Source organism: Saccharopolyspora sp. NPDC050389 (genome assembly GCF_040655595.1).
In the GTDB taxonomy this organism is placed as follows: domain Bacteria; phylum Actinomycetota; class Actinomycetes; order Mycobacteriales; family Pseudonocardiaceae; genus Saccharopolyspora.
Genome location: NZ_JBFAKG010000088.1, coordinates 15,960 through 40,482, shown reverse-complemented (window position 1 = coordinate 40,482; position 24,523 = coordinate 15,960). Strand labels below are relative to the sequence as shown.

The 24,523-nt window shown below is 70.6% G+C and carries 23 protein-coding genes; 7 read left to right on the top strand and 16 right to left on the bottom strand.

Going from position 1 to position 24,523, the window contains the following annotated elements:
• Positions 1-282 precede the first annotated feature (282 nt).
• Positions 283-1,194: an ATP-binding cassette domain-containing protein gene (locus AB0I53_RS38945; RefSeq protein WP_358614060.1), complete on the top strand. Its 912-nt coding sequence runs from the start codon at positions 283-285 to the stop codon at positions 1,192-1,194.
• Entirely contained in the window at positions 1,191-2,366 is a 1,176-nt protein-coding gene (locus AB0I53_RS38940; RefSeq protein WP_358614059.1) for an ABC transporter permease, read from the top strand. Before AB0I53_RS38945 ends, AB0I53_RS38940 begins: the two co-directional genes overlap by 4 nt.
• A 169-nt stretch (positions 2,367-2,535) precedes the next feature.
• Here the strand turns inward: AB0I53_RS38940 and AB0I53_RS38935 are convergent, their stop codons facing one another.
• From AB0I53_RS38935 to AB0I53_RS38925, 3 genes are all read right to left on the bottom strand, one after another.
• Positions 2,536-3,840, bottom strand: a complete 1,305-nt coding sequence (locus tag AB0I53_RS38935) for a citrate synthase (protein WP_358614058.1) — start codon at positions 3,838-3,840, stop codon at positions 2,536-2,538.
• Between the two features lie 386 nt (positions 3,841-4,226).
• Positions 4,227-5,153 (bottom strand): carbohydrate kinase, encoded by a 927-nt coding sequence (locus AB0I53_RS38930; protein WP_358614057.1) that lies wholly within the window; start codon positions 5,151-5,153, stop codon positions 4,227-4,229.
• Positions 5,150-5,758 (bottom strand): TetR/AcrR family transcriptional regulator, encoded by a 609-nt coding sequence (locus tag AB0I53_RS38925; protein WP_358614056.1) that lies wholly within the window; start codon positions 5,756-5,758, stop codon positions 5,150-5,152. The genes AB0I53_RS38930 and AB0I53_RS38925 overlap by 4 nt, the downstream gene beginning before the upstream one ends.
• A 140-nt stretch (positions 5,759-5,898) precedes the next feature.
• Here AB0I53_RS38925 and AB0I53_RS38920 point away from each other — a divergent pair, with 140 nt between their 5' ends.
• Positions 5,899-7,041, top strand: coding sequence for an acyl-CoA dehydrogenase family protein (locus tag AB0I53_RS38920; RefSeq protein WP_358614055.1), 1,143 nt, complete (start codon positions 5,899-5,901; stop codon positions 7,039-7,041).
• Positions 7,042-7,141: 100 nt separating this feature from the next.
• On the opposite strand, the gene AB0I53_RS38915 is transcribed toward AB0I53_RS38920, so the two are convergent.
• The 11 genes from AB0I53_RS38915 to AB0I53_RS38865 form a co-directional block, all read right to left on the bottom strand.
• Positions 7,142-8,062: an aldose 1-epimerase family protein gene (locus AB0I53_RS38915; protein WP_358614054.1), complete on the bottom strand. Its 921-nt coding sequence runs from the start codon at positions 8,060-8,062 to the stop codon at positions 7,142-7,144.
• A gap of 68 nt (positions 8,063-8,130) precedes the next feature.
• Positions 8,131-9,534: an APC family permease gene (locus AB0I53_RS38910; protein ID WP_358614053.1), complete on the bottom strand. Its 1,404-nt coding sequence runs from the start codon at positions 9,532-9,534 to the stop codon at positions 8,131-8,133.
• Between the two features lie 103 nt (positions 9,535-9,637).
• The gene (locus AB0I53_RS38905) at positions 9,638-10,936 is read right to left on the bottom strand and encodes an MFS transporter (protein ID WP_358614052.1); all 1,299 of its coding nucleotides are present in this window, start codon (positions 10,934-10,936) and stop codon (positions 9,638-9,640) included.
• 250 nt (positions 10,937-11,186) lie between these two features.
• Positions 11,187-11,840, bottom strand: a complete 654-nt coding sequence (gene pdxH / locus AB0I53_RS38900; protein ID WP_358614051.1) for a pyridoxamine 5'-phosphate oxidase — start codon at positions 11,838-11,840, stop codon at positions 11,187-11,189.
• A gap of 479 nt (positions 11,841-12,319) precedes the next feature.
• Positions 12,320-13,222 (bottom strand): urea transporter, encoded by a 903-nt coding sequence (locus AB0I53_RS38895; protein ID WP_358614050.1) that lies wholly within the window; start codon positions 13,220-13,222, stop codon positions 12,320-12,322.
• Positions 13,219-13,986 (bottom strand): urease accessory protein UreD, encoded by a 768-nt coding sequence (locus AB0I53_RS38890; RefSeq protein WP_358614049.1) that lies wholly within the window; start codon positions 13,984-13,986, stop codon positions 13,219-13,221. Before AB0I53_RS38890 ends, AB0I53_RS38895 begins: the two co-directional genes overlap by 4 nt.
• Before the next feature lie 135 nt (positions 13,987-14,121).
• The gene (gene ureG / locus AB0I53_RS38885) at positions 14,122-14,838 is read right to left on the bottom strand and encodes an urease accessory protein UreG (protein ID WP_358614048.1); all 717 of its coding nucleotides are present in this window, start codon (positions 14,836-14,838) and stop codon (positions 14,122-14,124) included.
• Positions 14,828-15,520: an urease accessory UreF family protein gene (locus AB0I53_RS38880; protein WP_358614047.1), complete on the bottom strand. Its 693-nt coding sequence runs from the start codon at positions 15,518-15,520 to the stop codon at positions 14,828-14,830. Before AB0I53_RS38880 ends, ureG begins: the two co-directional genes overlap by 11 nt.
• Positions 15,521-15,619: 99 nt before the next feature.
• Complete coding sequence (locus tag AB0I53_RS38875) at positions 15,620-17,347, bottom strand: urease subunit alpha (protein WP_358614046.1); 1,728 nt, start codon at positions 17,345-17,347, stop codon at positions 15,620-15,622.
• On the bottom strand, positions 17,328-17,711 hold the full coding sequence (locus tag AB0I53_RS38870; protein ID WP_358614045.1) for an urease subunit beta: 384 nt from the start codon (positions 17,709-17,711) through the stop codon (positions 17,328-17,330). Before AB0I53_RS38870 ends, AB0I53_RS38875 begins: the two co-directional genes overlap by 20 nt.
• A gap of 53 nt (positions 17,712-17,764) precedes the next feature.
• On the bottom strand, positions 17,765-18,067 hold the full coding sequence (locus AB0I53_RS38865; protein WP_132493675.1) for an urease subunit gamma: 303 nt from the start codon (positions 18,065-18,067) through the stop codon (positions 17,765-17,767).
• A 280-nt stretch (positions 18,068-18,347) separates the two neighbouring features.
• Here AB0I53_RS38865 and AB0I53_RS38860 point away from each other — a divergent pair, with 280 nt between their 5' ends.
• The 4 genes from AB0I53_RS38860 (at position 18,348) to sepH (ending at position 23,033) form a co-directional block, all read left to right on the top strand.
• Complete coding sequence (locus AB0I53_RS38860; RefSeq protein ID WP_358614044.1) at positions 18,348-19,478, top strand: citrate synthase 2; 1,131 nt, start codon at positions 18,348-18,350, stop codon at positions 19,476-19,478.
• Positions 19,479-19,587: 109 nt separating this feature from the next.
• Positions 19,588-20,508: an SEC-C metal-binding domain-containing protein gene (locus tag AB0I53_RS38855; RefSeq protein WP_358614043.1), complete on the top strand. Its 921-nt coding sequence runs from the start codon at positions 19,588-19,590 to the stop codon at positions 20,506-20,508.
• Positions 20,509-20,713: 205 nt separating this feature from the next.
• Positions 20,714-21,853, top strand: a complete 1,140-nt coding sequence (gene serC / locus AB0I53_RS38850; protein ID WP_358614042.1) for a phosphoserine transaminase — start codon at positions 20,714-20,716, stop codon at positions 21,851-21,853.
• A gap of 274 nt (positions 21,854-22,127) precedes the next feature.
• Positions 22,128-23,033, top strand: a complete 906-nt coding sequence (gene sepH / locus AB0I53_RS38845; RefSeq protein WP_358614041.1) for a septation protein SepH — start codon at positions 22,128-22,130, stop codon at positions 23,031-23,033.
• Between the two features lie 56 nt (positions 23,034-23,089).
• On the opposite strand, the gene AB0I53_RS38840 is transcribed toward sepH, so the two are convergent.
• On the bottom strand, positions 23,090-23,704 hold the full coding sequence (locus tag AB0I53_RS38840) for a DUF2537 domain-containing protein (RefSeq protein ID WP_358614040.1): 615 nt from the start codon (positions 23,702-23,704) through the stop codon (positions 23,090-23,092).
• The gene (locus AB0I53_RS38835) at positions 23,701-24,504 is read right to left on the bottom strand and encodes an RNA methyltransferase (protein ID WP_358614039.1); all 804 of its coding nucleotides are present in this window, start codon (positions 24,502-24,504) and stop codon (positions 23,701-23,703) included. Before AB0I53_RS38835 ends, AB0I53_RS38840 begins: the two co-directional genes overlap by 4 nt.
• Between the last annotated feature and the right edge of the window lie 19 nt (positions 24,505-24,523).

The following is a 24,523-nucleotide window of genomic DNA, read 5'->3' as shown; positions in this document are numbered from 1 at the left end:
GGCCTCGGTCGAGCGCGCCCGCGAAATGGGGATCGACTGGTGGGAACACGACCCCACGCTGTCCTCCGGTCACCGTGACCTGACTTTGTGTTGCTATAGCAGCACAAAGTACACACGGGCCCCGTGCCTGCGGAACGTCGAGCCCTGGGTGATCCGGGCGAAAATCATCCTCCGGGCACCGGCGCTTCAGCCGCAGGCCGCGTCCCGGCAAACGCAAATATCCCGCACATTCGCCCGCAACCAGGCACGATGGACACTCGAGCACCAATCGAGGGAGACGGGATGCCTGATCGCGAACTGGAGATCGACCGGATCTCCAAGCGCTACGGGAACGTCACCGCGCTGCGGGAGATGACGTTCTCCGTCCGCGCCGGCGAGATGTTCGGGTTCGTCGGCAGCAACGGCGCCGGCAAGACCACCACGATGCGCATCGCGCTCGGGGTGCTGGCCGCCGACTCCGGCGAGGTGCGCTGGCACGGCGCACCGCTGGACCTGCAGGCCCGCCGCCGCATCGGCTACATGCCGGAAGAACGCGGTCTCTATCCCAAGATGAAGGTGGCCGAACAGCTCGCCTACCTCGCCGAGCTGCACGGTCTGTCCACTGCGGACGCTCGCGCCGCCGCCGAGCGGTGGACCGAACGGCTCGGGCTGGCCGCCCGCCGCGACGAAGAGGTGCAGAAGCTCAGCCTGGGCAACCAGCAGCGGGTGCAGCTGGCCGCCGCGCTGGTGCACGACCCGGAGGTGCTGATCCTCGACGAGCCGTTCTCCGGGCTCGACCCGGTCGCGGTGGACGTGATGAGCGAGGTGCTGCGGGAGAAGTGCGCATCCGGGGTGCCGGTGGTGTTCTCCAGCCACCAGCTCGACCTGGTGCAGCGGCTGTGCGACCGCGTCGGCATCGTCCGAAGTGGACAGATGGTGGCCTGCGGAACCGTCGCCGAGCTGCGCGACCAGGGGCCGGCCGCGCTGGTCGTCGACGCGCCCGACGCGCAGCCCGGCTGGGCCGACGACGTGCCCGGCGCCGAGGTCGTCGAGGTCGTCGGCAGCCGGACCACGCTGCGGCTCGCCGACGACGCGGACGACCAGGCGGTGCTCAAGGCCGCGCTGGCCACCGGCCCGGTCCACGAATTCAGCCGGCACCGGCCCACGCTCACCGAACTCTTCCGCAACGTCGTCTCCGAGGAGCCCGCCGCATGAGCCCCGTTTGGCTGGTCGCCCGCCGGGAAATCCGCACCCGGGTGCGGACCCGCGCCTTCATCGCCGGCACCGTCGCCACCATCCTGATCATGGGCGGCTACGCGGCGCTCATGATGTTCATCGGCCACCAGGCCGGCACCACGAAGGTCGGCGTCACCGCGCAGGCGGCGGCCGTCGGCGCGCCGCTGCAGGCCACCGGCACGGCCTTCGGCAAGTCCTTCGAGATCAGCACGGTCGAGGAGGCCGCGGGCGAGCGGCAGGTGCGCGACGGCGACCTGGCGGCGCTGATCACCGGCACGCCGGACGCGCCGCGGCTGGTCGTCAAGCGGAGCCCGGACAGCGAGCTCCGGGCCGCGCTGGACGCGGTCGTGCAACAGCAGGCGCTGAACGCCGAACTCACCCGCGCCGGGCTGGATCCGGCCGGGGTCCGCGCCACGACCGAGAGCGCGCACGTCTCCGTGACCAGCCTGGAAACCGAGGACCCGCACCGCGGCGAGCGGCTGGGCCTGGCCATCGCGGCCGGCGTCGTGCTCTACATGTTCCTGATCATCGGCGGCCAGATGGTCGCGCAGGGCGTCGTGGAGGAGAAGTCCAGCCGGGTCGTCGAGCTGCTGCTGTCCACGATCAAGCCGACCCAGCTGCTCGCCGGGAAGGTGATCGGCATCGGCCTGACGAACCTGCTGCAGCTGGTGATCATCGCCGCCGCCGGCCTGATCGCGTCCGGCGTCGGGGGCGTGCTGACGCTGCCGTCCGCGGCGCTGGCGGGCGCCCTCGGCTGGGGGCTGGCCTGGTTCGTGCTCGGGTTCTTCACCTACGCGACGGTCCTCGCCGCGGCGTCCTCGCTGGTGTCCCGCCAGGAGGACCTGCAGAACGTGATCAGCCCGGTGATCATGGTCCTGGTCGTGCCGTTCGTCATCGGCGTCTCGATGCTGCCGGGCTCGCCGGACAGCACGCTCGCCGCGGCGCTCTCGCTGGTGCCGGGCTTCTCGCCGACGCTGATGCCGATGCGCATCGCGCTCGGCGTCGCCGCCCCGTGGGAAATCGCCCTGTCCGTCGTCCTGAGCGTCGCGGCCATCGCCGTGGTGCTCCGCCTCGGCGGCCGGATCTACAGCAACGCGGTGCTGCACACCGGCGCCCGCGTGAAGCTGCGCGACGCCCTCCGCGCCGCCTGAGCGCCGTGGGCCCGTGCGTACTTCGTGCTGCTACAGCGACACGAAGTACACACGGGTCCCGACCGCACCCCGGATACGGATCGGCCCCGGGGACCGGCCGTGGAAGGCCGGTGTCCGGGGCCGCTGGTGGGTCGGTCGCGTCGGCAACCGACAGGATTCAGGTTTCGATTCAGCGCAGGTTGATCGCCTGGTAGGCGCGCTCCGGCGAACCGGTGTACACCTGCCGCGGACGGCTGATCTTGCGGGCCGGGTCCTCCAGCATCTCCCGCCAGTGCGCGATCCAGCCGGGCAGCCGGCCGAGCGCGAACAGCACGGTGAAGTACTTCGTCGGGAAGCCCATCGCCTTGTAGATCAGGCCGGTGTAGAAGTCGACGTTCGGGTAGAGCTTGCGCTCGACGAAGTAGTCGTCGGCGAGCGCCTTCTCCTCGAGCTTCAGGGCGATGTCGAGCAGCGGGTCGTTGGCCCCGAGCTTGCCGAGCACCTCGTCGGCGGTCTTCTTGATGATCGCCGCGCGCGGGTCGTAGTTCTTGTAGACCCGGTGCCCGAAGCCCATCAGACGGACGCCGGGCTCCTTGTTCTTGACCCGGTTGACGAACGAGTCGACGTCACCGCCGTTGGCCTTGATGCCCTCCAGCATCTCCAGCACCGCGCTGTTCGCGCCGCCGTGCAGCGGGCCGAACAGGGCGTTGATGCCGGCCGAGATGCTGGCGAACAGGTTCGTCTCGGCCGAGCCGACCATCCGCACCGTCGACGTGGAGCAGTTCTGCTCGTGGTCGGCGTGCAGGATGAACAGCAGGTCGAGGGCGCGGGTCAGCACCGGGTCGACCTCGTAGGGCTCGGCGGGGAAACCGAAGGTCATCCGGAGGAAGTTGTCCACCAGGCCCAGCGAGTTGTCCGGGTACAGGAACGGCTGGCCGACCGACTTCTTGTAGGCGTAGGCCGCGATGGTGGGCAGCTTCGCCAGCAGGCGGACGGTGGACAGTTCCACCTGGTCCTTGTCGAACGGGTTGAGGCTGTCCTGGTAGAAGGTGGACAGCGCGGAGACCGCGGAGGACAGCACCGGCATCGGGTGCGCGTCCCGCGGGAAGCCGTCGAAGAACTGCTTGAGGTCTTCGTGCAGCAGGGTGTGCCGCCGGATCCGCTCGGCGAACTCGTCGTACTGCTGCTGGGTCGGCAGCTCACCGTAGATCAGCAGGTAGCTGACCTCGATGAAGTTCGACTTGGCCGCGAGCTCTTCGATCGGGTAGCCGCGGTAGCGGAGGATGCCGGCGTCGCCGTCGATGTAGGTGATGTCGGAGGTGCAGGCCGCCGTATTGACGAAGCCCGGATCCAACGTCACCAAACCGGTCTGAGCCAGCAACTTGCCGAGATCCACCCCGGGGGCGCCCTCGGTCGGCTGCTTCACCTGCATTTCGTGCTCGCCGGCGTCATAGCGCAGCGCGACGGTACGTTTGGCGGTCACGTCGTCGGGCATTCGGGAACCTCTCGCGCTCGTCGGGGTGCGTGTCGTGACGACCGCGGTTGCCCAGCCAAGCGGCAGGGCTGCGATGTCGCCCGCGCGCCGGTCGGGGTGTCCGAACCGCCGCAGCACCACCCCGTTGGGGTCCTGTCAGTAGTCACGCTAGACCGCAGTGGGGTCCTAGCGCAGCAATCGCGTTTCGGCTTTTTGGCAGGTGGGACCACGATCACATCACATCGGGGCGCTTTTGACGGCTGATTCTCGACGCTCCGAAGCCAGCCGATCCGTTCATTGTGACCAACAGGCCCATCCGATCGGGCTAACACGATCTCGGCCGCTCGGCCCCGCGCGGTTTACCTCACAAGGTGGCCTCGCGCACGTCAGACCCGGTTCGCCGACCGTCAGGCCAACTCGGCGGCCCACGGCGGCTCGGCACCCGGTCGGGAGACGGTGATCGCGGCGGCGGCAGCGGCGAACCGCAGCGCCTGCTCCCACTGCGCCCGGTCGAGCGCGCGGACGGCGTCCGCCGACAGCGCGTCGTTGCGGTGCAGCCACGCCAGCAGGGCGGCCTGCACGGTGTCGCCCGCGCCGATGGTGTCGGCCACCTCGGCGCGCACGCCCGGCACCGTCACCTCGCCGTCGCCGGTAACCGCAGTCAGCCCGTCCGCTCCCCTGGTCAGCACCACGGCCGCCGGGCCGCTGCGCTGCCACTCGCGGGCCGCGGCGAGCACGTCCCCGCCGTCCGCGAGCCATTCGGCGTCGTCGTCCGAGACCTTCAGCAGCCCCACCGACGGCAGCCAGGAGGCGAACCGCGCGCGGTAGGCGTCGGGATCGGCGATCAGGTCGGCGCGGATGTTCGGGTCCAGCGCGACGAACCGGCCGCGCCCGGCCTCCCGGAACAACACCTCCTCGTACACCGAGGCGCCGGGTTCGAGCACCATGCCGAGGGTGCCCAGGCAGATCGCCGTGGCCTCCGCCGGCAGCGGCCGGTCCACGACGAAGCGGGTGGCGGTGCCTTCGGTGTGGAAGCTGTAGCGGGCCGAACCGTCCTCGGCCAGCCCGACCACGGCCAGCGTCGTCGGCTCTGGGCCGCGCTGCACCAGCTCGACGTCCACATTGGATGTTTTCAGCCGCTCGAAGAGCTTGTCGCCGAACTGGTCCGTGGACAGCCGGGCGAAGAACGCGGCGGGAATCCCGAGCCGTCCCAACGCGATCGCGACGTTGTACGGGCCCCCGCCGAGGCGGGGGTGCAGCGGCCCGAGTTCGCCGTCCGCCGTGGACGGGTCCGGAACGAGGTCGACGAGCGCCTCACCGCCGATGACGATCACTTTTCCTCCACTGTGTACTGGGCGGTCAGCCCGCCGAGCAGGAACTGCGACAACGCGGCGAAGGCCGCCGCGTCGGAAAGGCCGGTGCGCTCGCCGATCTCGCCGCGCTGGATGCCGACGATGGTTAGGCCGACCATCTCGCCGACGAACGCGGCGTGCACCTCCCGGAACACGCCCTGGCGCACGCCCTCGCCGATGAAGCCGCGGAGCCGGTCCGCGGCGGCGTGCGCGTTGGCCTCGTAGGTCGTGCGGGTCGAGATGTTGGCGGCCATGTCGTCGATGAACTCGCGGGACGCCGGGCGCAGCGCCTCGGCCGCGGCATCCAGGTACGCCCGCACCTTCTCCCGCACGTCGTCGGCCGCCGCGACCCGCTGCTCGACCTGCTGCGTGGCGCTCTTGAAGTAGTGCGCGACGACGCGGACGGCGAGCTGCTCCTTGCTGCCCGCCAGCGTGTACAGCGTCGACTTGGAGCAGTGCAGCCGGGCCGCGAGGTCGTCCAGCGTGAAGTGTGCGAACCCCTCCGCGAGGAAAAGGGCGCGCAGCCGGTCCAGCAGCTGGGCCCGCCGCGCGTTCACCGGCCTGCGACGGCCTTCGGAGGTGGTCATCGGTGGAAGCCTGCCACAGCATCTTCGAACGATTGCGCGGGTTCCTACTGGTGAGACTTTCACAGTACTGTCGGACGTCCTACAGTACTGCAATCAGTACTACCGGCACTGTCACACTGGCACCAGGAGCGCGAACCGCCATGCCCGTCCAACGCCTGCTTCCCACCACCGAAGCCACCGACCTGCTCGCGCTGACCCACGAGATCGCCCGCGACGAGCTCGCCTCGCGCGCGGCGGGCGACGAGGCCGCGGAGAAGTTCCCGCGCGACGCCTTCCGGCTGCTCGGCGAGGCCGGCTTCCTCGGCCTCCCCTACCCGGAGGAGCACGGCGGCGGGGCCCAGCCGTACGAGGTTTACCTGCAGGTTCTCGAGGAGCTCAGCAGCGCCTGGATGACCGTCGGCGTCGGCCTGTCGGTGCACACCATGAGCTGCTTCCCGCTGGCCCACTTCGGCAGCGCGGAACAGCGCTCCCGGTGGCTGCCGGACATGATCGGCGGCGAGCTGCTCGGCGCGTTCGCGCTGTCCGAGCCGCACGCCGGCTCCGACGCGGCGGCGCTGAGCACGCGGGCCGCGCGGCAGGACGACTCGTACGCCGTCAACGGGGCCAAGGCCTGGATCACGCACGGCGGAGTCGCGGACTTCTACACGCTCATGGCCCGGACCTCGGACGACGGGCCGCTCGGCATCAGCTGCCTGCTCGTCGACGGCGGCACGGCGGGGCTGTCCGCCGGCCCGCCCGAGCACAAGATGGGGCTCACCGGCTCGCCGACCACGCCGCTGTACTTCGAGGACGCGCTGGTGCCCGCGGAGCGGCTCGTCGGGTCCGAAGGCGACGGGCTGAAGATCGCGCTGTCGGCACTGGACTCCGGCCGCCTCGGCATCGCGGCCTGCGCGGTCGGGCTGGCGCAGGCGGCGCTGGACCTCGCGGTGGACTACGCGAAGCAGCGGCGGCAGTTCGGGCGGCCGATCATCGAGTTCCAGGGCCTGGAGTTCCTGCTCGCGGACATGGCCGCGGCCGTGCATTCGGCGCGGGCGACGTACCTCGACGGCGCGCGGCGGCGGGACGCCGGGCTGCCGTTCGGGCAGCAGGCGTCGGTGGCGAAGCTCGTCGCGACGGACGCGGCGATGAAGGTGACCACCGACGCCGTCCAGGTGCTCGGCGGAGCGGGCTACACCCGCGACTTCCCGGCGGAGCGCTACATGCGCGAGGCGAAGGTCCTGCAGATCTTCGAGGGCACCAACCAGATCCAGCGCATGCTCATCGCCCGCAACCTCGCGCGGTAGGAGCGGCGCCCATGCGACAGGCGTGACGTTTCTGCAGGTAAGTGCCCGTGTGTGTTTTGTGTTGCTATAGCAGCACAAAACACACACGGGTCAGCAGGCGTCAGAACGGCTTGAGGCCCCAGTGGCCGATCCAGTTCTCGCCGGGCTGCAGGACCAGCAGGTCCACGCCGGAGTTCAGGGCATCCGGCGGGCAGGTCATCGGCTCGATCGCGATCGCCCTGCCCCGCCCCGGGAACTCGTCCGCCGTGTAGACCTGGACCCACTTGAACACCGGGTCGGCCCACAGCTGGACGCCGCGCCCGCTCGGGTCGGTGAGGCTGTGCCGCACGAGGTCGTCGCCCGGCGCCGGGGTCGCGCCACCGAAAGCGGTGTCCAGCAGCAGCCCCGCCAGCCGGCGCCCGGTGCGGAAGTCCACCTCGTCGCCCTGCAGGGACCGCGGCGGGCGCACCGGGAGCAACCGCTCGGCGTCCACCGGCAGCACCGACGACGCCGCCAGCCGGAGCGTGCAGTCGTCGGTTGCGGCGTTGCCTGCGCGCGGATACGGGTGCACGCCGACCCCGAACGGAACCGCCCTCGCCCCGAGGTTCTCCACGGTGTGCGTGACGGTCAGGCCGTCCTCGTCCAGGGCGTAGCCGATGGACGTCAGCAGTGGCACCGGCCAGCCCGGCTGCGCGGGCACCATCGCGTGCAAAACCACTGTGGACTCGGCGTGCTCGACGAGGGTCCACGCGGTGTGCCGCAACAGGCCGTGGATCGCGCTCTGCCGCGCGGGCTCGGTCAGCGCGAGCTGCTGCGGCTCCCCGTCGAACAGCCAACGACCGCCGGCGACCCGGTTCGGCCACGGCACCAGAACTCCGCCGGCGCCGCCGGGCGGGAGCCGGTCCGCGTCGTAGGTCTCCGCGTACGGCACCCCGCCGACCTCGAAAACCCGCAGCGACGCACCGACTTCGGTGATCACGGCGCGCGCGGTGCCGGAAGTGATTTCGAACTGCCGCCCGGTGGCGGGAACAGGCTCGTGCACATGGTCACTGTAGAAGCAGAAAGCCCTCCGAGCCGACGAAATCGGCTCGGAGGGCTTTCCGGTGCGACTTACTTGCCCAGCTTCGCGGCGTCCAACTTCTGCCCGCGGCCGCCGACGAGGAAGTTGATCGCCCAGAAGATCACGCCGATGCCCAGCAGGACGCCGGCGATGATGTACTCCGTGCCCGGCCGACCGGACAGCGGGCTGGCGAAGAACGCGCAGGTCAGCGCGCCCAGCACGGGCACCCACGTGGGCGCCTTGAAGTGCTTGTGCTCGACCTTGTCCTTGCGCAGCACCAGCACCGCCACGTTGACCACCGCGAACACCACGAGCAACAGCAGCGAGGTGGTGCTGCCCAGGTCGGAGATCTTCAGCGAGCTCACCAGAGCCACCGCGATGATGCTGGTGAACACGATCGCCACCCACGGCGTGCGCCGCGTGCGGTGCACCAGCCCGAGCTGCTTCGGGATGATGCGCTCCTGCGACATGCCGTAGACCAAGCGGCTGGCCATCAGCATGTTGATCAGCGCGGTGTTGGTCACCGCGAACAGCGCGATCAGCGAGAACAGGATCGGCGGGAACCACGGAGCCGCGGCCTTCACGACCAGCAGCAGCGGCCCGTCGGATTCCGCCAGCGTTTCGGTCGGCACCAGCGTCGAGGTGATCAGCGCGATCACCAGGTAGATCGAAGCGGTGATGACCATGCCCAGCAGCAGCGCGCGCGGGAAGGTCTTTGCCGGGTCGCGGGTCTCCTCGGCCATGTTCACCGAGTCCTCGAAGCCCACCATCGCGAAGAACGCCAGCGCGGTCGCCGAGGTGATCGCCAGCAGCGGCGAGGTGTCTGTGTTGAACTCCAGCAGCCGGCCCGGGTCCGGGTCGACGTCGGGGCTGTGCGTCCCGGAGATCAGCGCGACGAGGCCGAAGACGATCACGATCGCCAACCCGGTGAGCTCCACGAAGGTCAGCACCACGTTCATCTTCACCGACTCGCCGACACCGCGGAAGTTGATCGCGGCCAGCAGGAGCAGGAAGCCGATCGCCACGAGCCAGGCCCACGAGGAGACGCCGTCGCCGACGATCGCCTCCAGGTAGTCACCGCTGAAGGCCTGTGCGGCGGATGCGGCGGAAGTGATTCCCGAGCACATCACCGCGAAGGCGATGATGAAGGTCAGGAAGTGCACGCCGAACGCCTTGTGCACGTACAGCGGCGCGCCGCCCGCCTTCGGGTACTTCCCGACAAGTTCCAGGTAGCTGAACGCGGTCAGGAAGGCGACCACGAACGCGACCAGGAACGGAACCCACAGCGCTCCGCCGACCTTGCCGGCCACCTTGCCCGTCAAGGAGTAGATCGTGGTGCCGAGGATGTCCCCCACCACGAAGAACAGCAGCAGTTTCGGGCCCATCACCTTCTTGAGGCCAGGCTCCTGCGCACCGCCGGGCGCGTCGTCGTTCACGGTCGTCTCGTTGGCCATAGCTGAGAAGTGTGCAATGCGGTTGGTCCAGCTGTCTGCCCACCCCTGGTCGAACTGCACTGCTGCGGTCGGCTCAGGCGTGGCACCCTGCCCAGCCGCGCGATCACTGCTGGTCGGACACCGGTGCCCGGTAGCGCCAGAAGGCGGGCAGCAGGAACGCCGCGATCACGGCGCCGACGACGACCAGGACGCCGCCGACGGTGACCGCCGCCGCGGTGCCGACCGCCGCGCCCGCCAGGCCGTGCAGCGTGTCGGCCAGCCGCGGGCCGCCGGCGACGACGACGGTGAACACGCCCTGGATGCGGCCGCGCATCTCGTCGGTGGCCGCCGTCTGCATGATCGAACTCCGGTAGACCATGCTCACCAGGTCCGCACCGCCGCCCAGCGCCAGGAAGAACACCGCCAGCCACAGCGAATCCGACCAGCCGAACCCGATCACCGAGATTCCCCACGCCACGACCGCCACGGTGACGCCGACGCCGTGCCGCGCGATCCGGTGCAGCCAGCCGGAGAACACGCCGAACGCGAACGCGCCCAGCGGGATCGCCGCGAACAGCCAGCCCAGCGCCGCCCCGCCGCCCGGCGGATCGCCGAAAGTGCGCTCCGCCATCTCCGGGAACAACGCCCGCGGCATGCCGAACACCATCGCGATGATGTCCAGCAGGAACGACGCCAGCAGCACGGTATGCATTGCCAGATAACGAAATCCGTCGAGCACGGCGCGCAGTCCGGCGCGCTTCGGGGCGCCTTCCTGCGGCGGCAGCGGCGGCAGCCGGAACACCGCCCACAACGCCGCGCACAACGCCACCGCGTCCACCAGGTACAACACCGAAAGCCCCAGCATCGGCAGCAACACGCCGGCCAGCAGCGGCCCGGCGATCGAACCGAGCTGGAACACCGTGGCCCCAAGCGCCTGCGCCGACGGCAGCAGGTGCAGCGGGATCAGCCGGGCGATCGCGGCGCCGCGAGTCGGCATGTTCACGGCGAAGAACGTCTGCTGCGCGGCGAAAAGCACCAGCACGAGCCACACCGACTGGACGCCCGCCGCGGCCACCAGCCACAGCAGCACGGCGCTGGCGGCCAGGCCGCCGTTGGTGATCAGCAGCAGCTTGCGGCGGTCGACGGTGTCCGCGATCGCGCCGCCCCACAGGCCGAACACCAGCAGCGGCACCAGGCCGAAGATCCCGGCGAGGCCGACGTAGGCGGAGGAGCCGGTGATGTCGTAGAGCTGCTTGGGCACCGCGACCGCGGAGAACTGCGCGCCGACGGCGGTGACGATGTTCGACAGCCACAACCTGCGGTACGCCGGGTACTTCAGCGGCCGGGTGTCGAGGAAGACCTTGCTCAGCAGGGATCGGAAGGATCGACGGGATGAGGTCGGGGTTCCGCTGCTGGGCTGCACAGATGCAAAACTCTAGCGATTAGACCGGCTAACGGCATTCGATTTTCCGCCCATGTGACCGATGTCTAACGCATTCCGACAGAATCGGACAAACCCGCCCGCGACCTGACCTACGGCGCGAACAACCTTCCCCACCTGCGAAAACGCCGAAAACGGGACGCCAGACGCAATTTCGCCAGAATTCGACGATCACACTGGCAACCGTCGAATTCTGGCGAAATCGGCATCAACTGCACAAACGCCGCCGGGCTCAGGGGGCGAGGCGCTCGACGGTCCAGATGTCGTTGGTGCGGCGGAAGCGCAGCCGGTCGTGCAGGCGGTCCGGGCGTCCCTGCCAGAATTCCACCGACTCCGGACGGATCCGCCAGCCGCCCCAGTGCGGCGGCACCGGCACCTTCTCGGCGTCGGCGAAGCGCCGCTCGATGCCGCTCAGCGACGCCTGCAGCGCGTCGCGGCTCGCGACCACGCGCGACTGCGGCGACGCCCAGGCGCCCAGCTGGGAGCCGCGCGGGCGCTCGCCCCAGTACTCGGCGGTCTCCGCGGACGCCACCTTCTCCACCGTGCCGCGCACGTTGACCTGGCGCTGCAGGCCCAGCCACGGGAAGGTGGCGGCGGCGACCCGGGTGGCCTTGAGGTCGTGGCTCTTCGCCGAGGTGTAGTTGGTGAAGAACACCACGCCCCGCTCGTCGAATCCCTTGCACAGCACGGTGCGCGAGGACGGGATGCCTTCGGGATCGGCCGTGGCCAGCACCATCGCGTTCGGCTCGACCAGGTCGGCCTGGACCGCCTCGTCGAACCACAGCTGGAGCTGCTCGTGCCAGGTGGCGGCGAGCGAGGACTCCTCCAACGCCCCGGCCTCGTAGGACACCCGCATGGACGGCAGCGCGACGTTGGCCTCCGACATCCTGTTCCTCCCTGACTCGCCCGGCAGCGGCACGACTCGACTTCTCCGGCTGTTCGCCGGACGGTACGGGTTGGACCGGCCGGCGCGACACGATTGGTGGCGCCAGCCACGCGTACGACGGTAAACGGGATCCGAACGGACGCCGAATCAGTGGTGCTTCACGATCGATTCCGCAACCGATGCAGTGATCGTTCCCACACTCGTTCGGACGCCCGAGGCGCGCGGAACCATCCGCCAGAACCAGCCATTTCACACTTTCCGGCGAAAAGCCGCTAACCAGCCAAAACAGAACAAGCACCCGCGAGCACGCCGGAGCTGCTACGAACCCGGCCACTCCGGAGCCCCGCCGGCACCACCACGGCGGTCCAGCCGCGAGGGACCGTTCCTGCAGGTACGGGGCCGTGAGTCTTTTGGGCTGCTATAGCGACCCAAAAGACTCACAGCCCCGTGACCAGCGCGAACATCGCCCCTGGGAATGCTTACGCCATCTGGTGGGCCGCCGATCGGTACCGCTGGTGCAGATCCGCGGTCCACATCGCCAGGACGAACGGGAACGTGGTCGGCACCAGGCCGATCGCCTCGATCCCGCCGTGCAGCAGCAGCACCGCGGGCACCGCGAGGACGCACGAGCGCCAACCGCGCCCGGTGGTCAGCAACCCGACCACGACCAGCGCCGCGTTGAAGCCGTACACCCCGGCGCTGACGTCGGGCGGTGTGATCGGCAGCAGCTCGACCGCGAGCACCGACACCGCGGCGCCGCAGAACGCGCCCACAGCCAGCCGGAGCCGCACCAGTGCCAACCCGATCAGCATCACGACGCCCGGCAGCCAGCCGCTGACCAGGAACACCTCCGACTCGGCGGTGAACAGGCCGAGGTAGTCGCCGTGCAGCCCGAGCACCGGCGATGGCGTCGTCGCCGCTGCGGGCGCCCAGTCGAACCGGTGTCCCAGGTAGACGATCAGCCAGTAGGTGAACACGAAGGGGGCGGTGCGGGCAGGGACCGTGAGGAAGGCGTCCGCGATGCGCATCAGCACCGTCGCGACGACCGCCCCCGCGGTTCCGACCAGCAACGCCGACCCCAGCGGCTGGAAGGCGGTGACCGCTCCCAGCACGACCAGCGTTCCGTTGAAGCCGAACAGGCCCTGGCGTATTCGCTCGGGCGGCACCCGCAGCGCCGCCGCGGTCAGCACGCCCACGGCGCTGCCGACGAGCGCGGCCAGCCCGAGCTGCGGGCCGGCCAGCAGCAGCGCGACCACGAACAGCAGTCCGGCGGGCACGCTGTCCTGCAAGTACACCTGCGAGACGCCCGTCGGCACGGCGCGCAGCAAGTCCCGCGCGCCGTGCCGAACTTCGGGCCCCGTTGCCTTCGAAGTGACATTCACCAGCTGTGAACCTTTAGATCCTTCGCCTCCGGGTGGTGCCCCATCGCCTCGGCGAGCCGCCGTTCCGCAGTCACGGCGTTCTCGCCCAGCGCGGTGGCCAGCGAGCCTCCCGCGGCCAGCGGGACCAGCGACCACCACTCGCCGCTGACCGCCTCGGCGGGGTCGTCGCCCCACACGACCGTCTCGGTCGCGAGCACCCGCGCCCCAGCGAGGTAACCCGCGCTCGCCCCGAGCCGGTCCGCGCCGATGTCCAGCCGCTGCCGCAGCAGCGGCGTCCCCGCCCGAACCACGTGCGTCGTGGTGGTCATCCGGCCGGGCGTTTCGCCGTACCGGCCGAGCACCAGCGTCTCCCGGCACCTCGCCCGCGCGCCGTCGCCGAGCTCGATGGTCATCTCGGCCTGGTGATCGGCGCGGGCGCTGATCACCGTGGCCTCCGGCAGGTAGTCGACGACGCCGCCGGCGCCGACCTCGATGTGCAGGGTGGCCCGGCTCGTCTCGCCGTGCGGGCCCGGCAAGGCGATGGTGGCGGCGGTGCCGCGCAGCCGGAGCCGGGCGCCCGGCCCGACCCGGACCCGCAGGTCGACCTGGTCGCCACCGACCGGGGTGGCCGCCGAGTTGACCAGGTGCACCACGGCGGTGCCGTCCGGACTGGCCGTCACCGTGCGCCGGGGCAGCAGCGTCATCGGCGCTTCCGAGCGGAGCTCCCGCACGACGCTTCGCCCACCGGTCCCGAGCTCCACGCTCAGCAGCGCACTGGCGCGCACGCCGCACCACCTTCCGCCGCAGAACTCTCCAGGCGACCGCGGGCGATCTCGCGCGAAATCGGCACCCGGCACGCGCGGAGGGCGGCGATTTCGCGTGAAATCGCCGCCCCCTCCCGCGCGGGCGAGAGCCGGCCCTCAGGCACTGACGCCGACCTTGACCTGCTCGCGGACCCAGGTGGAGACGTCGGGTGCGTTCGGGGTTCGGGTGAGGGACTGGGTGATCACCGGGAGCTCGCCGCGCATCCGGTGCGCGTCCGAGACCATGACCTCCATGTCGGCCCCGACCAGCTCGGCCAGGTCGATCTTGTTGATCACCAGCAGGTCCGCGGTGGTGACGCCGGGGCCGCCCTTGCGCGGCACCTTGTCGCCGCCGGCGACGTCCACCACGAAGATCTGCCGGTCGGCCAGCCCGCGGCTGAACACCGCGGTCAGGTTGTCGCCGCCGCTTTCCACGATGACCAGCTCCAGCCCGGGATGCCGGTCGGTGAGCCGGTCGACCGCGTCCAGGTTGGCGGTGATGTCGTCGCGGATGGCGGTGTGCGGGCACGCACCGGTCTGCACGGCCTCGATCCGGTCGGTGTCCAGCACCCCGGCCTTGCGCAGGAAGTCCGCGTCCTCGGTGGTGTAGATGTCGTTGGTCACGACCGCGAGGTTGAGCTCCTGGCCCAGCGCGCGGCAGAGCGCCGCGGTCAGCGCGGTCTTGCCGCTGCCGACCGGCCCGCCGATGCCGAGCCGGAACGGGCGCCCGTTCTGCGGGTCGGCCGTGAACGGGTCCGGCTCGGTCGCGGTGGGGTCGAAGTTGACCGGATGCGTGTGACCGTGCCCGTGGCCGTGTCCGTGTTCAGGAAGCAAAGAGACGCACCTCTTCCCGGTGATGGCGATCGTGCGCTTCGGCGAGCAGGTCGAGCGCCGGGGCGCCGGGGGCGGGCAGCTGGGCCGGGTCGAGCCCGGCCACCGCGGCCGCCGCGGCGGCGATCCGGTCGAGGTCGTCGGCCAGTTCGGTGACCACGGCGTTGACCGCGAACGGGTCCAGCCCGAGCAGTCGGACGCCGGCGGAGGACGGTCCGCTGACGGCCAGGTAACCGGCGGTCAGCGCGGCCTCCAGTGGCCCGGCCCCGGCGATGGCCGCCAGCGCGCCGAGCACGATCGGATGGTGTGGCCGCGGGGTCGCGGCCACCAGTTCGGTCAGCACCGGCGACGGCCAGGCGGCCTTGCCGGCGCGGATCATGCCCCGCCCCTGCGCGCGCGAGGCCTCCCGCTGCGCCGGGGACGGGGTGCGGGCGTCGAGTTCGACGTCCAGCTCCCGCCAGTGTCCACTTCGGACACCGCGGGCGGCGGCGTGCGCCGCGGCGGCGGCGAACACCGCTTGCAGGGCGCCTGCGCCGTGCAAGCGCCCGTACAGGAATTCGCGCAGGTCGCCGATTCCCGTGATCAGCCCCCGTGCGGCGGCCTCCTCGACGCCGCCGGAGTGCACGTGCCCCCCGCCGGGGAACCGGGAGTCCGCGAGTGCCAGCACCGCAAGACCGGCTCGCACCGCTCTCCCCTTTCGATTTCGCGTGGGTGGTGGTCGAAGGGCGCCGCAGGGCGCCCCCCACCCGGAAAGATTCGCCGTTCCGGGTGGGGTTTCGGCCGGTCAGAACAGGAAGTAGCGCTGCGCCATCGGCACCTCGGCCACCGGGTTCGGCTTGACCCGCTCGCCGTCGATGTCCACCTGGAACTTGTCCGGGTCGACCTGGATGTCCGGGGTGGCGTTGTTGTTCAGCATGTGCTCCTTGCCCACCGACCGCGTGCTCTCGACCGCGACCAGCCGCGAGCTCAGCTGGAGCTGCTCCGGCAACTGGGCGTCCAGCGCAACCGGAGCTACGAAGAACACGCTGCTCGCTGCGGCCGCGCGCGGCTGCGCCCCGAAGCTCGGCCGCGCGATGTAGGGCTGCGGCGTGGGGATCGACGCGTTCGCGTCGCCCATCGCCGCCCACGCGGCGAACCCGCCCTTGAGCACGATGTGCGGGCGGACCCCGAAGAATTTCGGGTCCCACAGCACCAGGTCGGCCATCTTGCCGACCTCGACGGATCCGACGTGCTTGGCGATGCCGTGCGCGATGGCCGGGTTGATCGTGTACTTCGCGACGTAGCGCTGAGCGCGGTTGTTGTCCGCGCGCCCGTCGCCGGGCAGCGAACCGCGGCGGAGCTTCATCACGTGCGCGGTCTGCCAGGTGCGCATGATGACCTCGCCGATGCGGCCCATCGCCTGCGCGTCCGAGCTCATCATCGAGATCGCGCCGAGGTCGTGCAGGATGTCCTCGGCCGCGATGGTGGACTCCCGGATGCGGCTCTCCGCGAAGGCCACGTCCTCGGGCACCGCCGGGTTCAGGTGGTGGCAGACCATCACCATGTCGAGGTGCTCGTCGATGGTGTTGACGGTGTGCGGCCGGGTCGGGTTGGTCGACGAGGGCAGCACGTGGGGCTGCGAGGCGAGTCGGATGATGTCCGGTGCGTGCCCGCCACCGGCGCCTTCGACGTGGAACGCGCTGATCGAGCGGCCGTTGATGGCCTCCAGCGTGGATTCGTAGAAGCCGGCCTCGTTTAGCGTGTCGGCGTGCAGCGCGACCTGGACGCCGGACTCCTCGGCCACCCGCAGCGCGCTGTCCAGCACAGCCGGGGTGGCGCCCCAGTCCTCGTGGATCTTGAAGCCGCCCGCGCCGGCCCGCAGCTGCTCCCACAGCGCCTCGCCGCGCATCGTGCTGCCCTTGCCCAGCAGCAGCACGTTGACCGGCAGGTAGTCCAGGGCCTGCATGATCCGGCCGAGGTTCCAGGCGCCGGGCGCCACCGTGGTGGCCTTGCTGCCCTCGCCAGGACCGGTGCCGCCGCCGATCAGCGTGGTCAGCCCGGAGGCGAGCGCGGTGTCGATCTCCTGCGGGCAGATGAAGTGCACGTGGGAATCGATGCCGCCGGCGGTGAGGATCTTGCCGTTGCCCGCGATGATCTCCGTGGACGGCCCGATGACCAGCGAGTTGTCCACGTCGTTGTTGGCGCTGGGGTTGCCGGCCTTGCCGATGCCCACGATGCGGCCGTCGCGGATGCCCACGTCGGCCTTGATCACGCCCCAGTGGTCGAGGATGACGGCCCCGGTGATCACCACGTCCGGCGTGCCCTCGGCGCGGATCGCGGCGGATTGCCCCATCGATTCGCGGATGACCTTGCCGCCGCCGAACACCACCTCGTCGCCGGACCCGGTGGACCCCTGGCTGCGGTCCTCGGTGACCTCGATCAGCAGATCGGTGTCGGCCAACCGGATCCGGTCGCCGGTCGTCGGGCCGAACAGCTCGACGTACTGGGACCGGTCAATGAACGATGTGCTCACCGTGGTGCCCCTCGCCTTTCTCGCCGTAGTTGAACGGGGTGGGTTCGTGGTCGCGGGCGTCGAGCTCGCCGGCGTACTCCAGCCGGAGGCCGCGCACCAGCCGGCTGCCGCCGACCGGCACCAGGCTGACCTCGCGGTCCTTGTTCGGCTCGAAGCGCACGGCGGTGCCCGACGGCACGTCCAGGCGGTAGCCCCAGGCCGCTGCCCGGTCGAACTCCAGGCACGGGTTCACCGCGGCGAAGTGGTAGTGGGAGCCGACTTGAACGGCGCGGTCGGCGCGGTTGTTGACGGTGATCCGGATGCGTTCCCGGCCCGGATTTAGCTCGATCGGGTCGTCGCCGGTGATGATCTCCCCAGGACGCATGGCAACTCCTCACGAATGTCGATTCGAGATCGGTGGTCGGCCTGGCCGCCGCGTCAGGTGATCGGGTCGTGCACCGTGACCAGCTTCGTCCCGTCCGGGAAGGTCGCCTCGACCTGCACGTTGTGGATCATCTCCGGGACCCCGTCGAGCACCTGGTCGGCGCGCAGCACGTCCTTGCCGCTCTTCATCAGGTCGGAGACGGTCTTGCCGTCCCGGGCACCTTCCACGACGTGGTCGGTGATCAGCGCCACCGCTTCGGGGTAGTTCAGCTTCAACCCGCGGTCCAGCCGCTCGCGCGCAAGGCGGGCCGCAACGTAGACGAGCAACTTGTCGCGCTCATGAGGAGCAAGATGCATGAAGCCCTTTTAACATACGAGGATCAACGCGGCCCGCTGTGTCCAGCGGTTTTACTTCAGACAATTGACCCATTACAACCTTTTTTTCAACTTTTTACCCCGCTAACTAAAATTTTTACACCGGCGACATCGCCATGTGATCTAGCTCATTTCGGCGATTTCCCCCACCGATTCCGATTGCTTCCACCATGTGGGCGGGTGCACTGTGTTCCCGACGCCCCGCCACGTCCCCCGGGCCGCGCCCACGCGCGGTCCTGATCACCGAGGAGACGAGGCAGCCATGAGCAAGGCGGACCAGCAGACCGAATTCCGCCCGGGCCTGGAGGGCGTGGTCGCCTTCCAGACCGAGATCGCCGAACCCGACCGCGACGGCGGCGCGCTGCGCTACCGCGGCGTGGACATCGAAGACCTGGTGGGCACGGTTTCCTTCGACGACGTGTGGGCGCTGCTGGTGGACGGCCGGTTCGGCGACGGCCTGCCACCTGCAGACGACACGCCGCTGCCGATCCGCACCGGCGACGTGCGGGCGGACGTCCAGGCAGCACTGGCGATGACGTCGCCGGCCGCCGGTTTCCCGCCACTGCTGGACATCGACGAGGCGCAGGCCCGCGCGCAGCTGGCGCTTTCCAGCGCGCTCGGGTTGTCCTTCGTGGCGCAGTCCGCGCGCGGAGGCCAGCCGCCGGTTCCGCACGCCCGGATCGCGGAAGCCGCCACCGCCACCGAGCAGTTCCTGACCCGATGGCGCGGCGAGCCGGACCCGAAGCACGTGCAGGCGCTCGACGCGTACTGGGTATCGGCGGCCGAGCACGGGCTGAACGCCTCGACGTTCACCGCCCGGGTGATCGCCTCCACCGGCGCCGACGTCGGCGCCTGTCTGTCCGGTGCGGTCGGCGCGATGTCCGGGCCGCTGCACGGCGGCGCCCCGGCCCGGGTGCTGCCGATGATCGAGGAGGCCGAGCGCACCGGCGACGCGCGCCGGGTGGTGACGTCGATCCTGGACCGCGGCGACCGGCTGATGGGCTTCGGCCACCGCGTCTACCGCGCCGAGGACCCGCGGGCCCGGGTGCTGCGCAACACCTGCGACCAGCTGCGCGCGCCGCGCTTCGAGGTGGCCCGCGAGCTGGAGCAGGCCGCCCTGGCGGTGCTGCGGGAGCGCCGGCCGGACCGGCAGATCGAGACCAACGTGGAGTTCTGGGCCGCGGTGGTGCTCGACTTCGCGCAGGTCCCGACGTCGATGATGCCGGCGATGTTCACCTGCGCCCGGCTCGCGGGCTGGTCTGCGCACGTCCTGGAGCAGAAGCGCACCGGTCGCCTGGTGCGCCCGTCGGCGCAGTACATCGGCCCGGATCCGCGCTCCCCGCAGGACGTCGCGGGCTGGGGCTCGGTCGACCAGCTGATCGCCTCGGTGTAGTCGGCCCGTGAGTGTTTTGTGTCGCTATGACGACACAAAACACTCACGGCACCTGAGCCGCGAAAACGTCTACCCGCAACGGATCTCCCGGCAGCGGTAGCGTGGAGTGGTGACGGTCACATCCGGCGACGCGCAACGGCGGTTGCACGTCGAGTACGCCGAAGCGCTGGAGGCCGACGCGGAGACCAGCGGCGAGCAGTGCAACGACCTCGTCGAGGCGGCGGACTACTGGCACTTCGCGGGCGAGCACGAGCGCGAGGAACGGGCCCTGCGCGTCGCGGCCGAGGTCGACGACGACGGCAACGTGCTCCACGGCCCGGCCGCCTACGCGAAGTTCCTGCTGACCCACGGGCGGCGCGCGGAGGCCGAGGAGCGCTTCGCCCGGCTGCTCCGCGAGGGCTCGAACTGCGAGTGGGCCTACGTGACCGCGTCGGTGGCGTACCAGCTCGTCGACGAACCGCAGGAGGCGTTGCGCTGGCTCAACATCGGCGTCAACCGGTTCGTCCCGAGCCTGGACGCCGAGATGGAGATGGGCGATGCGGGTTTCGAGCTGCTGCGCCAGCGCAGCCTCCTGCGCCGCGAGCTGGGTCTGCCGGCGGACGGCCCCGACGAACTCCTCGGCCGGCTGACCGAGCACGGCCGCCAGATCGGCGAGCAGATCAAGAACATCCAACGGCACGACGAGAACGTGGCGATCCTCTACTGGCCGGCGGCTGATTTCGCCAACCTCCAACGAGAACGCCCGAACTGGTACCCGGGCATCGAGCACTTGGAGCACCGCCGGGAGGCCGAGCGGGCACTGCAGCAGCGCCCGGAGGCGGCGGTGGTCATCGGCTCGATCGAGGCGCTGGTGGATTTCGCCGCGTCGCGCGGAATCGCCTTGGACGAGCAGTCCACCCGCGCGGAGTTCGCCGCCGAAGCCGCCCGCCGCGGCCTGGCCATCGCCTGGCCACCGAGCCGCAACGACGCCTGCTGGTGCGGCTCCGCCCGCAAGTACAAGAAGTGCTGCGGCGCTCCGGGCTTCGCCTGACCAAGATCCGGATGCTGTTGGCCAACGGCCAGTGTCCGCAGTAAGTTGCGTTGCGGCTGTTCGCAGCACCGGGGTCATGACCCCGAAACCCTGCTGCAACACTTGAGCCGAGCCGGCAAAGGCGCCGGTCATCAGGCCACTGGCGCGCGGGAGGCACTGCCCCGCCACCTGCACAGTCACCACAACAACGCCCGGAGGCGCCGGCATGACGCAGGCCGAAATCGACCCGACGACCCTGAAGCTGCCCGAGGAACTCAAGCCCGCCGACGGCCGGTTCGGCTGCGGTCCGTCCAAGGTTCGCGGCGAGCAGCTCGCCAACCTGGCCGACGCGGGCGCCGCGGTGATGGGCACCTCGCACCGGCAGAAGCCGGTGAAGTCCCTGGTCGGACGCATCCGGGAGGGGCTGCACGAGCTGTTCTCGCTGCCGGAGGGCTACGAGGTCGTGCTCGGCGTCGGCGGCACCACCGCGTTCTGGGACGCCGCGACGTTCGGCCTGGTCCGCGAGCGGTCGCTGCACCTCACCTACGGCGAGTTCTCCTCGAAGTTCGCCAAGGCCGCCAAGACGGCGCCGTTCCTGGCCGACCCGGTGGTGGTCTCCGCCGAGCCGGGCGACGCGCCGAAGCCGGTGTCGGACCCGTCCGTCGACCTGATCGGCTGGGCGCACAACGAGACCTCGACCGGCGTGATGCTCGCGCCGAGCCGCCCGGAGGGCTCGGAGAACGCGCTGATCGCGATCGACGCCACCTCGGGCGCGGGCGGGCTGGCGTTCGACGCCGCCGACGTCGACGTCTACTACTTCGCGCCGCAGAAGTGCTTCGCCGCCGACGGCGGGCTGTGGCTGGCCGCGATGAGCCCGGCGGCGATCGAGCGGATCGGCGAGATCGGCGCGTCCGACCGATGGGTGCCGGAGTTCCTGTCGCTGCCCACCGCGCTGGACAACTCCCGCAAGGACCAGACCTACAACACCCCGGCGGTCGCCACCCTGTTCATGCTCGCCGACCAGATCGAGTGGATGAACGGCCAGGGCGGGCTGGACTGGTGCTCGCAGCGGACCCGCGAGTCGTCGCAGCGGCTGTACACCTGGGCCGAGGCGTCGGAGTACGCCACGCCGTTCGTGACCGACCCGGCGAAGCGCTCCCAGGTGGTCGGCACCGTCGACTTCGCCGACTCGATCGACGCCGCCGCGGTGGCGAAGGCGCTACGCGCCAACGGGATCGTGGACACCGAGCCGTACCGGAAGCTGGGCCGCAACCAGCTGCGGGTCGGCATGTTCCCAGCGATCGAGCCGGACGACGTCACCTCGCTGACGAAGTCCATCGATTGGGTGGTTTCGCAGCTTTCCTGACACGCTGTGCCGCTATGCCGCCGGGATTCGCAAGGATCCCGGCGGCATTCTGCCCAAAACCACACCACCAAGTGAACATTCGGGCACTAGCGGTGATCCTCATCGAAAATGAGTGATTTTACCCGTTCGCTCAGGCGCCACCTTTCCGGCAAGATCGAAGGCGGAGAGAGCGACCAACAACGAGACGACGTGCCCGGCGTGCCTCCCGCGTCAAGGCGGCGCGCCGGGTTACTGTCACAGCTTGGTGACATGTAGGTCGGCGGGAGGCTGGCGTATGCGAGCGCTGCGAGTGGTCGGGCTCGACGAGGACGGTGAATCCGTCATCTGCGAGGACCCGGAGAACGGCGAGCGCTTCACCGTGCCCGCCGACGAACGACTGCGTGCCGCCGCCCGCGGTGACCTCACCAGACTCGGCCAGGTCCAGATCGAGATGGAAGCCCAGATGCGGCCCCGGGAGATCCAGGCCCGCATCCGCTCCGGCGCGTCCGTGGCGCAGATCGCGGAGGCCTCCGGCATCCCCGAGCACCGCGTCGAGCGCTACGCCTATCCCGTGCTGCTCGAGCGCGCCCAGATCGCCGAGATGGCGCAGCGCGCGCACCCGGTCCGCGAAGACGGGCCGGACGTCCAGACGCTCGGCGAAGTCGTCGCGCACACCTTCGGAATGCGCGGCCACGAGTACGCCGAGGCCAACTGGGGCTCCTGGCGCGGCGAGGACGGCAAGTGGGTCGTCCAGCTGACCTGGCAGGCCGGGCGCTCGGAGAATCGCGCGCACTGGATCTTCCACCCCGGCGCGCACGGCGGCACCGTCGCGGCGCTCGACGACCACGCGGCCGACCTGCTCGACCCGTCCCCGAACCGCCCGCTGCGGACGGTCCGGCCGGTCACCGAGCTGGCCCGCGAAGCGCTGCAGCTCGACCAGCAGGCGCAGCCCGCCCCAGAACGGGTGGAGGAGCCGGTGGTCGCGCAGCGACCGGAGGCACCGGCCCTCGACCTGGACACCGGCCCGCCGGCGGAGCCGGTGGCAGAGCCGACGGCGGAGGAGAGCGCCGAAGGCGCGACCGCCGAGGCGGCGGAGGAGGACGACGCGCAGCGCAAGGCGGAGCCGCGGCGCGGGCGCAAGAGTCATCCGATCGTGCCGTCGTGGGAGGACGTCCTGCTCGGCGTCCGCTCCCACCGCTGACCGACGACCGCAGAAAGGCCGGGGCGTGCTCGCCCCGGCCTTTCTGCTTTCCGGGGTCAGCCGAGGAGACTTAGGAGGAGGGCGATCCAGGCCGCGACGATGCCCGCCGCCGTTCCGTACGCCGCCCAGCGCCAGACCGGGACGCTTCGGCCCAGCCAGATCGACGGCGCGAAGCCCGCCGCCACCGCGATGTTGACCACCGCCGCGAGGATTCCGCTCACGTCCGCCAGGCCGAGCGTCACCACCACCAGGGTCACCGCCACGATCGCGCCGATGATCGCGCTGATCACCAGGCCCGGGCCCCACGGCGTGGGCTGCACCGGGGCGATCGTTCCGCCGCGCCACCCGCGCATCGCGTGCGCCGAGCGCGGTCGGCCGATTCGGTCGAGTTCGCCGCTGAGCGGGTCGACGTAGCCGATCTGGCCGCCGGTTTCCGCCGCCAGGCGCATCGCCAGCTGGCGGCCGCGCCGCGAGACGAGCTCGGCCGTGGTGTCCGCGGTTTCCTCGGCCTGCACGGTTTCCACCACGTGCGCCCACTCGTGCAGCGCCGCGACCAGCGAGCCGGGCAGACGCAGCCTGGCCGGATCGACCTCCCGGCCGACGCCGCGCACCAGCACCGCGCGACCGGATCGCGCGTGCAGCTCCCAGCCGGTTTCCCGGGCGTCCATCATGTCCCGCTCATCGCGTGGAAGGCGATCGCCCCGGCCGTGGCGACGTTCAGTGAATCCACCCCGCCCGCCATCGGGATGCGGACCGCGAGGTCCGCGGCTTCGATGGCCTCGTCGGTGAGCCCGGGGCCTTCGGAGCCGAGCAGCACCGCCACCGGGCCGCTGTCCAGGGCGGCATCGCGAAGGGATTTCGCATCCGCCCTGGGGGTCAGCGCCGCGATGCGGAAGCCGTTGTCGTGCAACAACTTCAGGTCTTCCGGCCAGGAGCCGAGGTGGGCGAACGGGACGCGGAGCACGTGCCCCATCGACACCCGCACGCTGCGCCGGTACAGCGGATCCGAGCAGCCCACGCCGAGCAGCACGCCGTCGACGCCGAGCGCTGCGGCGTTGCGGAACAGCGCGCCGAGGTTCTCGTGGTCGCCGATGCCTTCCAGCACCACCAGGCGGCGGGAGCGGGCGATGAGCTCGGCCGGTTCGACCACCGGCGCTCGATCGGCGACCGCCAGCACGCCGCGGTTCAGGTGGAAACCCACGACGCGCGCCATCACGTCGGCGTCGGTGACGTAGGCGGGCACGTCCAGGGCCGCGGTGGCCTCGGCCAGCTCCTCGATCCGGCGGCGCACGCCGAACAGCGCCCGCACCGGGAACGGCGAGGCGAGCAGCCGCTCGACCACCACGACGCCTTCTGCGATCACCAGCCCCCGCCCGCCAGGCCGGTCCGGGCGGCGGTCGGCGCGGGACAGATCGCGGAAGTCGTCGACCCGCGGGTCGTCGGCATCGCCGACCTCGACAATGTGCACCACGCCCGCATTCTCGCACCCG

Coding starts and splice junctions, on each gene's coding strand:
- AB0I53_RS38945 (WP_358614060.1), top strand. CDS start 283: ATGCCTGATCGCGAACTGGAGATCGACCGGATCTCCAAGCGCTACGGG.
- AB0I53_RS38940 (WP_358614059.1), top strand. CDS start 1,191: ATGAGCCCCGTTTGGCTGGTCGCCCGCCGGGAAATCCGCACCCGGGTG.
- AB0I53_RS38935 (WP_358614058.1), bottom strand. CDS start 3,840: ATGCCCGACGACGTGACCGCCAAACGTACCGTCGCGCTGCGCTATGAC.
- AB0I53_RS38925 (WP_358614056.1), bottom strand. CDS start 5,758: ATGACCACCTCCGAAGGCCGTCGCAGGCCGGTGAACGCGCGGCGGGCC.
- AB0I53_RS38920 (WP_358614055.1), top strand. CDS start 5,899: ATGCCCGTCCAACGCCTGCTTCCCACCACCGAAGCCACCGACCTGCTC.
- AB0I53_RS38910 (WP_358614053.1), bottom strand. CDS start 9,534: ATGGCCAACGAGACGACCGTGAACGACGACGCGCCCGGCGGTGCGCAG.
- pdxH (WP_358614051.1), bottom strand. CDS start 11,840: ATGTCGGAGGCCAACGTCGCGCTGCCGTCCATGCGGGTGTCCTACGAG.
- AB0I53_RS38870 (WP_358614045.1), bottom strand. CDS start 17,711: ATGCGTCCTGGGGAGATCATCACCGGCGACGACCCGATCGAGCTAAAT.
- AB0I53_RS38865 (WP_132493675.1), bottom strand. CDS start 18,067: ATGCATCTTGCTCCTCATGAGCGCGACAAGTTGCTCGTCTACGTTGCG.
- AB0I53_RS38860 (WP_358614044.1), top strand. CDS start 18,348: ATGAGCAAGGCGGACCAGCAGACCGAATTCCGCCCGGGCCTGGAGGGC.
- serC (WP_358614042.1), top strand. CDS start 20,714: ATGACGCAGGCCGAAATCGACCCGACGACCCTGAAGCTGCCCGAGGAA.
- sepH (WP_358614041.1), top strand. CDS start 22,128: ATGCGAGCGCTGCGAGTGGTCGGGCTCGACGAGGACGGTGAATCCGTC.
- AB0I53_RS38840 (WP_358614040.1), bottom strand. CDS start 23,704: ATGATGGACGCCCGGGAAACCGGCTGGGAGCTGCACGCGCGATCCGGT.